The sequence below is a fragment of the Micromonospora sicca genome, assembly GCF_003172935.1.
Taxonomy (GTDB): Bacteria; Actinomycetota; Actinomycetes; order Mycobacteriales; family Micromonosporaceae; genus Micromonospora; species Micromonospora sicca.
In genome coordinates, this window is the sequence record NZ_QGKS01000331.1 from 1 (window position 1) to 11199 (window position 11199).

The 11199-nt window shown below is 74.7% G+C and carries 8 protein-coding genes and 1 pseudogene; 1 reads left to right on the plus strand and 8 read right to left on the minus strand.

From position 1 onward, the window contains the following. Nucleotides 1-67: 67 nt before the first annotated feature. From DKT69_RS27265 to ald, 4 genes are all read right to left on the minus strand, one after another. Entirely contained in the window at nucleotides 68-1108 is a 1041-nt protein-coding gene (locus DKT69_RS27265) for a segregation and condensation protein A (RefSeq protein ID WP_236648382.1), read from the minus strand. 53 nt (nucleotides 1109-1161) lie between these two features. Next, a complete protein-coding gene (locus DKT69_RS27270) occupies nucleotides 1162-2085 on the minus strand; it encodes a ParA family protein (protein WP_109804356.1) in 924 nt (307 codons plus the stop codon). A 193-nt stretch (nucleotides 2086-2278) separates the two neighbouring features. Further along, nucleotides 2279-3271, minus strand: coding sequence for a site-specific tyrosine recombinase XerD (locus DKT69_RS27275; protein WP_201749885.1), 993 nt, complete (start codon nucleotides 3269-3271; stop codon nucleotides 2279-2281). Nucleotides 3272-3282: 11 nt separating this feature from the next. After that, nucleotides 3283-4398, minus strand: coding sequence for an alanine dehydrogenase (gene ald / locus DKT69_RS27280; protein ID WP_109804358.1), 1116 nt, complete (start codon nucleotides 4396-4398; stop codon nucleotides 3283-3285). A 289-nt stretch (nucleotides 4399-4687) separates the two neighbouring features. On the opposite strand from ald, the pseudogene DKT69_RS41475 reads away from it, so the two are divergent. Then, nucleotides 4688-4765: pseudogene (locus DKT69_RS41475) on the plus strand (TM2 domain-containing protein); the annotation flags it as partial. A 62-nt stretch (nucleotides 4766-4827) separates the two neighbouring features. Here DKT69_RS41475 and DKT69_RS27290 read toward each other — a convergent pair. The 4 genes from DKT69_RS27290 to DKT69_RS27305 form a co-directional block, all read right to left on the minus strand. Beyond that, nucleotides 4828-5433: an NUDIX domain-containing protein gene (locus tag DKT69_RS27290; protein ID WP_109804359.1), complete on the minus strand. Its 606-nt coding sequence runs from the start codon at nucleotides 5431-5433 to the stop codon at nucleotides 4828-4830. Then, nucleotides 5430-7187 carry a CTP synthase gene (gene pyrG / locus DKT69_RS27295; RefSeq protein ID WP_109804360.1) on the minus strand — a complete coding sequence of 586 codons (1758 nt, stop codon included), beginning with the start codon at nucleotides 7185-7187 and terminating at the stop codon, nucleotides 5430-5432. Before pyrG ends, DKT69_RS27290 begins: the two co-directional genes overlap by 4 nt. A 150-nt stretch (nucleotides 7188-7337) precedes the next feature. Beyond that, nucleotides 7338-9743, minus strand: a complete 2406-nt coding sequence (locus DKT69_RS27300) for a hypothetical protein (protein ID WP_109804361.1) — start codon at nucleotides 9741-9743, stop codon at nucleotides 7338-7340. After that, on the minus strand, nucleotides 9743-10885 hold the full coding sequence (locus DKT69_RS27305) for a glycosyltransferase family 4 protein (RefSeq protein WP_109804362.1): 1143 nt from the start codon (nucleotides 10883-10885) through the stop codon (nucleotides 9743-9745). The genes DKT69_RS27300 and DKT69_RS27305 overlap by 1 nt, the downstream gene beginning before the upstream one ends. Between the last annotated feature and the right edge of the window lie 314 nt (nucleotides 10886-11199).

Here is an 11199-nt window from a genome sequence, read left to right on the forward strand (position 1 = left end):
GGGCGTTCCCACGGGGGGACCCAGGCGGCGGCCTGGTCGGCCAGGGTGTCCCGGCCCTCCTCGTCGCTCATCGCGCTCCCTCCTCCGTCGTTCGCGTCTCGTCGCCCGGCTCCCCCGGCCGCGGCGCGGGCACCCCGCCGTCGCCGGCCACGGCCCGCGCGGACCCGCCCGCATCACCGTCGCCGGGCGGCGGGGCGGCCTCCGCCGGCTCCGGGGAACCCGCGTACTCGTCGATGTGCAGCTCGGTGTCGCCCTCGCTGGGGCCGGTCCAGCGGACGGTCAGCTCCTCCAGGGCCTGCTCCTGGACGAAGGCGACCAGGCCCTCCCGGTAGAGCTCCAGCAGGGCGAGGAAGCGGGCCACCACCTCCAGGGTGATCTCGCAGTCGGCGCAGAGCAGCGAGAAGGTGGCGATGCCGGCGCGGCGCAGCCGTTCGGCGAGGATCCCGGCGTGCTCGCGGACACTGACCCGGACCATGTGCACGTGCGCGATGGAGACCTGGGGCACCGGCCTCGGGGTCATCGCCTTCAGCGCCAGCTTGAGCAGCCGCTCCGGGCCGATGCCGAGCACCAGGTCGGGCAGCGCCTCGGCGTACCGGGGCTCCAGGGTGACCGCGCGGGGGTAGCGGCGGCCGCCGACGGCCTCCAGCTCGGCGATGTGCGCCGCGGCCTCCTTGTACGCCTTGTACTGCAGCAGCCGGGCGAAGAGCAGGTCCCGCGCCTCCAGCAGGGCGAGGTCCTCCTCGTCCTCCACCTCGGCGGCGGGCAGCAGCCGGGCGGCCTTGAGGTCGAGCAGGGTGGCCGCGATCAGCAGGAACTCGCTCGTCTCGTCCAGGTCCCACTGGTCGCCCATCGCCCGGATGTAGGCGATGAACTCGTCGGTGACCTTGTGCAGCGCCACCTCGGTGACGTCGAGCTTGTGCTTGCTGATGAGCTGGAGCAGCAGGTCGAACGGGCCGGTGAAGTTGGCCAGCCGGACGGTGAACCCGCTGGTCTCGGGGGCGTCCCCGGCGGGCAGCACACCGTCGACCTCCGCGGCCGGCTCGGCGGCGACCGCCGGGTCGGCGGCGCCGGGCGGCGCGGCGGGTGGGTCGAGGGGCGGTGCGGTCACCCGACGACCGTAGTGGACGGGCCGGACGGGCCGGTGACCTGGTGCACCCCCGACTACCGGTCCGTCTGGGCGGCGATCACCTCACGGGCCAGCTGCCGGTAGTTGCGCGCGCCGGACGACGCCGGGTCGAGCGTGGTGATCGGGGCGCCGGCGACGGTCGACTCGGGGAACTTGACGGTCTTGGTGATCACCGTCTGGTAGACCTTGTCGCCGAAGGCCTCCACCACCCGCTGGAGCACCTGCCGGCAGTGCGTGGTGCGGCTGTCGTACATGGTGGCGAGGATGCCCTCGAGCTCCAGGTCGAAGTTGAGCCGCTCGCGGACCTTGTCGATGGTGTCCAGCAGCAGCGCCACGCCGCGCAGGCTGAAGAACTCGCACTCCAGCGGGATGAGTACGCCGTGCGCGACGGTCAGCGCGTTGATCGCCAGCAGGCCCAGCGAGGGCTGGCAGTCGATCAGGATGAAGTCGTACTCCTTGCGGACGGTGCGCAGCACGCGCGCCAGCGCCATCTCGCGGGCGACCTCGTTGACCAGCTGGATCTCGGCGGCGGAGAGGTCGATGTTGGCGGGCAGCAGGTGCAGGCCGGCCACGTCGGTCTTGATCAGGACGTCCTCGGCGGTGACGTCGTCCTGCATGAGCAGGTTGTAGACCGACAGGTCGAGGTTGTGCGGGTTGACCCCCAGGCCGACCGACAGGGCGCCCTGCGGGTCGAAGTCGACCAGCAGCACCTTGCGGCCGTACTCGGCGAGCGCGGCGCCCAGGTTGATGGTCGTCGTGGTCTTGCCGACGCCGCCCTTCTGGTTGGCCATCGCGATGATCCGCGCCGGGCCGTGCCGGTCCGTCGGCATGGGCTCCGGGATGGGCTTGCGCATCGTGTACGCTGCCGGGTCGGCCGGACCCAGGTCCGCGCCGAGCGACGCCTGCTGCTCGCGGAGCTCCGACGTCCAGGCGTCGGCACGGTCACCGTTGCCAGCCATGTCCTCGTTGCCCCCTCCCGACGACCACCCGGCGTCGGAGCCGTCCGACGTCCTTCGCGGCGCCGCTGCGCACCCCGGTTCGTCGCCCCAGGAGGTCCGCGCCGATGCCGACTGTACGCCACGCGCCGGCAGCGCGTTCGGTACCCGGTCGGCGTGTCGGACGCACCGGCCGGTCAGGACGGTCGGGCCCGACTCACCCGCGGGCGCGCGGGTGCGCGGTGGCGTACACCTCGCGCAGCCGCTCCACAGTGACCAACGTGTACACCTGGGTGGTGGTCACCGAGGCATGGCCGAGCAACTCCTGCACCACCCGCACGTCGGCGCCGCCGTCGAGCAGATGGGTGGCGTACGAGTGGCGCAGGGTGTGCGGGGAGACCGCGCCCGCACCGTCCACCGGCAGGCCGGCGCGCTCGGCGGCGCGGCGCAGGATGGTCCAGGCGCCCTGCCGGGACAGCGCGCCGCCGCGGGCGTTGACGAAGACCGCCGGGGTGCCCCGGCCGGCGGCGACCAGCGCCGGGCGGCCCCGGACCAGCCAGGCGCGCAACGCCTCGACCGCGTACCCGCCGATCGGGACGAGGCGGGTCCGGCCGCCCTTGCCGCGCAGCACCACCGCGCCGTCGTCGGTGTCCAGGTCGTCCACGGCCAGGCCGACGGCCTCGGAGATGCGCGCCCCGGTGCCGTACAGGAACTCCAGCAGCGCCCGGTCGCGCAGCGCGAGCGGCGCCTGGTCGCCGGTGGCGGTCGCCGCGCCGGCGGTCTCCAGCAGCCGGACCACGTCGTCGACCGGCAGCGCCCTTGGCAGCCGGCGCGGCGGCGTCGGCGGGCGCACGTCCCGGCTGGGGTCGGCGGCGGCCATCCCCTCGCGCAGCGCGAAGCGGTGCAGGCCGCGCACCGCGCTGGCCGCCCGGGCCGCCGACGACACCGCGAGCGGCGGGTGCTCGTCGTCCCCGGCGCGCAGCCGGGCCAGGTGGGCCTCGACCTGGGTCGCGCCGACCGCGGCCAGGTCGGTCACCCCGGCCGCGGCGAGCGTGGCCAGGTAGCGGTCCAGATCCCGGCGGTACGACGAGAGCGTGTTGGCCGACAGCCCCCGCTCGACGGTGAGGTGGTCGAGGTAGCCGCGCACGGCACGGCGCAGGGCCGGCGCGGGCTCCACACCCGTGCCGGCCCCGGCCGATGTCGCGGTCAGCCCGTCGCCCCTCAGGCCAGCACGTCCGCCAGCGGCAGGGTGGCCATCCCGTGCGCCTCGGCGACCGGGCCGTAGACGACCTGACCCTGGTGGGTGTTCAGGCCCAGGGCGAGGGCCGGGTCGCGGCGCAGCCCCTCACGCCAGCCGTGGTTGGCCAGCTCCAGGGCGTACGGCAGGGTGACGTTGGTCAGCGCGTGCGTGCTGGTGTTCGGCACCGCGCCGGGCATGTTCGCCACGCAGTAGAAGATCGACTCGTGCACCTTGTAGACCGGGTCGGCGTGCGTGGTGGGACGCGAGTCCTCGAAGCAGCCGCCCTGGTCGATGGCGATGTCGACGAGCACGCTGCCCGGCTTCATCCGGGAGACCAGCTCGTTGGAGATGAGCTTCGGCGCCTTCGCACCCGGCACCAGCACCGCGCCGATGACCAGGTCCGCGTCCACCACGGCCCGCTCGATCTCGTACGCGTTGGAGGCGACGGTCTGCAGGTGGCCCCGGTAGATCGCGTCGGCCTGGCGCAGCCGGGCGACGTTCTTGTCCAGCAGCAGCACCTCGGACTGCAGGCCCAGCGCGATGGCGGCGGCGTTCATGCCGGAGACGCCGGCGCCGATGACCACGGTCTTGGCCGCGTAGACGCCGGAGACGCCGCCCGGCAGGACACCGCGCCCGCCGCCGGTGCGCATCATGTAGAAGGCGCCCACCTGCGGGGCGAGCCGGCCGGCCACCTCGGACATCGGGGCGAGCAGCGGCAGCGAGCGGTCGGGCAGCTCGACCGTCTCGTACGCGATGCCGGTGACCTTGCGGTCGATCAGCGCGTCGGTGCACTCCTTCGAGGCGGCCAGGTGCAGGTAGGTGAAGAGCACCTGCCCCTCGCGCATCCGGTGGTACTCCTCGGCGATCGGCTCCTTGACCTTGAGCACCAGCTCGGCGGCGTCCCACACCTCGTCGGCGGTGGCGAGGATCTTGGCGCCGGCGGCGGCGAACTCGTCGTCGCTGATGCTCGAGCCGACCCCGGCGCCGGACTCGACGAAGACCTCGTGACCGTGGCGGGTGAACTCGTTGACGCCCGCGGGCGTGATCGCCACGCGGTACTCGTGGTTCTTGACCTCGCGTGGGATTCCGACCTTCACGATGCAGACACCTCTCTTCGGGGCTGCCCACCCCCGACTGCTCGGCGCCACGACGGCCCCATTGCCGGCGCGGTCCACCGGTCCCGCCGGCGGCAGTCTAGGCCCGCCGGCCCGCCCCGGGAGCCAGCACAGTGACATCCGGTGCGCGGTCGTGCTGACGAAGTGTCAGGCGTCGACCGGGCCGGCGGTGGAGACCACCTCAGCCGTCAGGACAGTGTTCGCGCTCATCGTCCCACCGGCGGCGCGGCGGTGCGGACAGGATCGCCGGCGATCATCAAGGTGTCCGCACATCTGGGGCCTCATCGACGGCATCCTGATCCTGGTCAACGGTGGCGTCGACGGACAGGGCCGCCCGCTGCGGGACTGATCTCCGAGCAGACGACAGGGGCCGCGCGGTGACACCGCGCGGCCCCTTCTCGTCTCGCCCCGTCAGCGGGGCAGTGGCGCCTCCGGCCGGCGCAGCTCGGCGAAACCGGTCTCACGGGCGCGGGCGGCGGCGAGCAGCCCGGCCACGCAGGAGGCGTTGGTGATCTCCCCGGCCAGCACCATCCGGACCGCCTCGTCGAGGTCGATCCGGACGACCTGGAGGTCGGCCTCCTCGTCGCGGCGGTCGTGCCGCTGGTCGGCGGGCACGTCGGCCAGGTCGCGGGCCAGGAAGACCCGGACCACCTCGTTCGAGAAGCCCGGCGAGCTGTGCAGGTCCACCAGGACGTCGACGGCCCCGGCGGTCAGGTCGGCCTCCTCGGCCAGCTCCCGGGCCGCCGCCGCGGCCAGGTCCTCGCCGCTGACGTCCATCAGCCCGGCCGGCAGCTCCCACAGGTGCCGGCCGACCGGGTGCCGGTACTGGCGGATCAACACCACCTGACCGGCGTCGTCCAGGGCCACCACGGCCACCGCGCCGACGTGCCGGACGTAGTCACGGGTAGCGGTGCCGCCACCGGGCATCGTGACGTCGTCGCTGACCAGCGAGAAGATCCGGCCGGACCAGATCTCCCGGTGCTCGGTCACCTCGTAGCGGTGCTCGACGGCGCTCACGACGCCGACGCCACCTTCGCGGCGGCGGCGCCGTTGCGGCTGGCCGTCTTCGCCGGCGGGGCGTCCACCGGCGCGCCGTCCAGGTCCACCGGGAGCTGGTCGGCCTCGGAATACGCGATGGCGGCCTTGACGAAGCCGGCGAAGAGCGGGTGCGGCCGGGTCGGCCGGCTCTTCAGCTCCGGATGCGCCTGGGTGGCCACGAAGAACGGGTGCAGGCCGCGGTCCAGCTCGACGAACTCGACCAGCCGGCCGTCCGGCGAGGTGCCGGAGATGTGCAGCCCGGCCTTGGTGAGCTGGTCCCGGTAGGCGTTGTTCACCTCGTACCGGTGCCGGTGCCGCTCGCTGACCTCGGTGCTGCCGTACGACTCGGCGACCAGCGAGCCCTCGGCCAGCTTCGCCGGGTACGCCCCGAGCCGCATGGTGCCGCCCAGGTCGCCGCGGCCGGCGACGATGTCCTCCTGGTCGGCCATGGTGGCGATGACCGGGTGCTTGGCGTCCTCGTCGAACTCCAGCGAGTTCGCCCCGTCCAGGCCGGCCAGGTGGCGGGCCACCTCGATGGTCATGCACTGCAGGCCGAGGCAGAGCCCGAGCAGCGGGATGCCGTTCTCCCGGGCGTACCGGGCGGTGCCGATCTTGCCCTCGATGCCGCGGACGCCGAAGCCGCCGGGGATGACGATGCCGTCCACGCCGGCCAGGGCGGCCGCCGCGCCGGCCGGGGTGACGCAGTCGTCGCTGGGCACCCAGCGCAGCTGCACCCGGGCCCGGTGGCCGAACCCGGCGGCACGGATCGCCTCGCTGACCGACAGGTAAGCGTCGGGCAGGTCGACGTACTTGCCGACCACCGCGACGGTGACCGTGTGGTGCGGCTGGTGCACCCGGTCCAGCAGGTCGTCCCAGCTGGCCCAGTCCACGTCCCGGAAGGAGAGCCCGAGCCGGCGCACCACGTACGCGTCGAGGCCCTCCCGGTGCAGCACCTTCGGGATGTCGTAGATGCTCGGCGCGTCCGGGGCGGCGACGACCGCCTCCCGGTCCACGTCGCAGTAGAGCGAGAGCTTCTCCTTGAGCTTCTCCGGGATCTCCCGGTCGCAGCGCAGGACGATGGCGTCGGGCTGGATACCGATGCTGCGCAGCTGCGCCACCGAGTGCTGGGTCGGCTTGGTCTTCAGCTCGCCCGACGGCGCCAGGTACGGCACCAGCGAGACGTGCAGGTAGAAGCAGTTGTCCCGGCCCAGGTCGTGGCGGACCTGGCGGATCGCTTCCAGGAACGGCAGCGACTCGATGTCGCCGACCGTGCCGCCGACCTCGGTGATCACCACGTCCGGCACCTGGCCCTCAGCGTCCGGGTCGGCCATGCCGAGGATGCGGGACTTGATCTCGTTGGTGATGTGCGGGATGACCTGGACGGTGTCGCCCAGGTACTCGCCGCGCCGCTCCTTGGCGATCACGTCCGAGTAGATCTGCCCGGTGGTGACGTTCGCCTTGCCGGACAGCGCCCGGTCGAGGAACCGCTCGTAGTGCCCGACGTCGAGGTCGGTCTCGGCGCCGTCCTCGGTGACGAAGACCTCACCGTGCTGGAACGGGTTCATCGTCCCCGGGTCGACGTTGAGGTACGGGTCGAGCTTCTGCATCACCACGCGCAGTCCGCGCGCGGTCAGCAGATTGCCGAGGCTGGAGGCGGTGAGGCCCTTACCCAGCGAGGAGGCGACGCCCCCGGTGACGAAAATGTGCCTGGTCGTCCGTGCTGAAGGGGCCAACGCCTGCTCCCGTGTCGTCCGTAGCGGTCGTGCGAACCGCCTTGCCGATCAGCCAAGTGATCACGCGATCCACGGGATTCCACGGTAACACCTTTCCCTGCCCGAGCAGGCGTCGCACCCGCCGTAGACGCACGTCGGGCCCGGTCCGGGTCAGCCGGTGGGGACCTCCGTCGATGCCGGACCGGGCTGGGCGGGCACGGTCACCGGCCGCCCGCCGGGCCCGGACGGCCCCGGTACGCCCGTCGACGCCGGCGCGTCGTCGGCCGTGCTCACCGGGCCGGAGCCGCCGGCGACCGGCTCGCCCGGTCCGCGGCCGTCGGGTGCCGCGGCCGTACCGGTGTCCCCGGCGTCCGGCGCCGACCCCTCCCCCGACGCGCGACCTCCCCCGGGACGGTCGCCGCCGTCGACGGGGCCATCCACCGTGCCACCGGGACCCTCGTCGCCGGGTCGCCCCGCGCCGGGTTGCGTGCGGTCGGTGGAGTGGTCCAGCACGCGCAGCGCGGCCAGCGCGGCCATCGGCACCACCAGTGCCCCCGCCGCCCCGGCCACGTCCAGCGCCGAACCGCCGAGCACCCCGCCGATGCCGGCGGCCACGGCCGTGCCCGCCATCGCCGCCCGGATCGCCGGGTAGATGCCGAACAGCCGCATCAGGCCGCCCCACGGTTGCAGCAGCGCCAACCAGACCAGCGCCGCACCGGCCAACCCCAGCACGGTGAGCGGGCTGTTGACCAGGGTCTCCACGTTGGCGGTGCTGGAGCGGTGCACGGTGAGCCCGCCGGTGCCGTCGCCGACCGCGGCCAGGAACCGGCCGAGGCTGCCCCGCTCCGTCGCCGATCGGCGCACGTCCACCACGGCGAAGCCGACGGTGACCGCCAGCCCCGCCATGGTGGCCCAGGCGAGTCGGCTCACGGTCAGCCAGCCGCCGGCGCTGATCGCCGCGGCGACACTGACCCCGGCGGTCAGCGCGATCGCGCCGATCGAGTCCGCCCCCAGGTACGGACTGCCGACGACGACCACGGCGGCGCCGCCGACGGCCACCATCACCATCGGCCGCCAGGCGCGGCGGACCCGCTGGGCGAGCCAGCCCGCGCTGAGCAGCGAACCGGCGATGAAGACGCCCAGGCCGACGGTGCCGAGCCCGGCGTACCGGCCGCCCTCGAGCGCGGAGTAGCCGACCACGCCGTTGAGCTGCAACCGCGAGCCGGTGATCACGTCCACCCCGACCACCAGGGTGGCCAGGCCGGCGACCGCGCCGAGCGGGCCGAGGGTGCGGTCGTGCCCCGGGGTGAACCGGACCGCCGCCGTCCCGCCCACGATCAGCAGGGCGGTCACCACGCCGAACCACCAGCCGGCGTGCTGACCCCGCCACCACGGGGCCGCGTCGGCGAGCAGGGCGGCCGGCACCGCCAGGGCGGCGGCGACCAGCAGCAGCTCCACCGCGGCGACCACCCGCCGGGAGACGGGCTCGGGTCCGTGCGGGCCGGCGTGCCGGCGGGCCCGGCGCAGCAGCGGCAGCACCGCGACCGCGAGCGCCACCTGCGCCACGGCCAGCAGGGCGAAGAACCAGCCGGCCACCCGACGCTGGGCGCCGGCCTCCCGGTCGGCGTCCGCCGGTTGATCGATGGCGGCCCGCAGGTCCGCCGGTCGGCCGCCGACCGAGACGGCGGGACGGCCGAGGAAGAGCCGTTCCGGCATGGGCCGGCCCAGCGTCGCCAGGGCGGTCGGTGCCAGGTCCACGAGCTGGAGATAGCCCTCCCGGGCGGTGCTCGGGGAGGTCAGCCAACCCCTCTCCCAGCCCGGGCCGTCGGCAACCGCGACGTGCAGCCGGGACAGCTGGTCGGTGTCGGAGACGCCGGCGACGACCACCAGCGAGCGGGGCGGGCGGGCGGCGAGCACCCGGGCCAGTTGGGCGTCCGCCTGCCGGGCCTGCGCCGCCCGGGACGCCCGGTTCTCGCCGTCGACGCTGCCCAGGTCGACGATGCTCAACACGCAGGAGCCCAGCAGCTTGGCCGGGTCGGCGGGAAGGACCGGCGCGTAGCGGTCGACCCGGCCGAACGGGCGGGCGGCGGCCACCGCCGCACCCGGCCCGACCGCCACCGAGCAGCGAACGGACTCGGCCAGCGCGCCCGGCGTCGCACCCCAGGACAGCCGGTCCTGGTTGTACCGGACGACGCTCTCCTCGTCCGGCAGGTTGGCGCCGATGCCGTCCGGCTGCTCCACCGTCACCGCCGCCGGCGGGCAGCCACCCTGTTGGCGGCTGCCGTTCCAGGCGGCGAAGTTGCCCGCGCCGAGAGTGAGCCAGCCGTCGACCGGGCAGGTCGGCCGGTGCGCGGAGCGTACCGACAGGGAGCCGATCGACCCCTGTTCGGCCATCCGCCACAGCGTCGGGGTGGTCTGCGGGTCCACGTCGTCCCAGCGCAGCCCGGCCACCCCGGCCAGCACCACGAAGTCGGCGCCGCGCCCGGGCGGGCCGGTGTCCGGCCGGGCGGCCAGCGCGGTGATGCCGAGCGCCACCACGACCAGGGTCAGCAGGACCGGGGTCAGTCTGCGCAGCATCAGCGGCTGCCCGTCGACGGATCGGCCCCGGCCGGCGCCAGCTCGGCGTACAGGTCGGCCAAGCCGGCGACCGTGTCCGCCTCGGTCGGCCAGGTCGCGGCCCGGGCGGCGCCCCGGCGGCCCAGGTCCGCCCGACGGGCGTCGTCGTCCAGCAGCTCCCGCACCGCCGCGTCGACCGCGTCGACGTCGCCGGGCGGGACCAGCACCGCGGCGTCGCCGACCAACTCCGGCAGGCCACCCACGGCGGTCGCCACCAGGGGTACGCCGGCGTGCAGCGCCTCCTGGGCGAAGAGCTGGCGGGCCTCCCAGTCGCTGGTGACCACGGCCAGGTCGGCGCCGGCGAGCAGGTCGGCCACGTCGGTGCGGTGCCCGAGCAGGGTCACCGGCGCCCGGGCGGTCGAGATCCGGGCGGCGAGCTGGAGGTACGCGGGGCCGCTGCCGGCGATCACCACCGCCGGCGCCGGGGTCCGGGTACGCCACCGGGCGGCGGCGTCGATCAGCACGTCGTACCGCTTCTGGGGGTGCAGCCGGCCCACCGAGAGGATCAGCGGACGGTCGGCGGCGACGCCGAACTCGGCGCGGACGGCGGCCCGGCGACGCCGCGGCGCGGGCAGCACGGGCGCGGCGACCGGAGCCAGCCGGGCGTCGGTCGCGCCCAGCGCGGCGGCCCGCTCCACCAGGTCGGCGGAGGCGCCCAGCGCCACCCGGGCGGAGCGCGCGACGATCCGCTCGGCCAGCCGGGAGAGCCGGCCGCGCAGCCCGCCGGCGAGCACCGCGTTGTGCCAGGTGACCACCAACGGGACGGCCGGGCGGGCCAGGGCGGCGACCAGGCCGGCCCGCAGCCCGTGCGCGTGCACGACCTCGACGGGGGTGTCGGCCAGCGCCCGGCGCAGGGCCGCGACGGCCCGCCCGTCGGCGGGCGTGGGGCTGGCCGGGATCTCCACCGGCGTGAACCGGGCGCCGACGCCGGTGAAGTCGAACTGGTCCTGGGTGGCGGCGGGGCCGCAGACCAGCACGGTGGCGCCGGCGGCGGTCAACCCGCGGGCGATCGAGCGGACGTGCTGTCCCACCCCGCCCGTGCTCGAGGCGAGCACCACGGCCACCGAGCCGGGCCACCGCTGCGCCGACGTGGCGTCGGTCATTGCCTGCCTTCCGTTCGCGACTGCGGGGCTCGCAGACCCGGCTCACTCCTCGCGCTCACGGCACCCACTTCCGTTCGCGACTGCGGGGCTCGCAGACCCGGCTCACTCCTCGCGCTCACGGCACCCACTTCCGTTCGCGACTGCGGGGCTCGCAGACCCGGCTCACTCCTCGCGCTCACGGCACCCACTTCCGTTCGCGACTGCGGGGCTCGCAGACCCGGCTCACTCCTCGCGCTCACGGCATCCTCTTCCGTTCGCGACTGCGGGGCTCGCAGACCCGGCTCACTCCTCGCGCTCACGGCATCCTCTTCCGT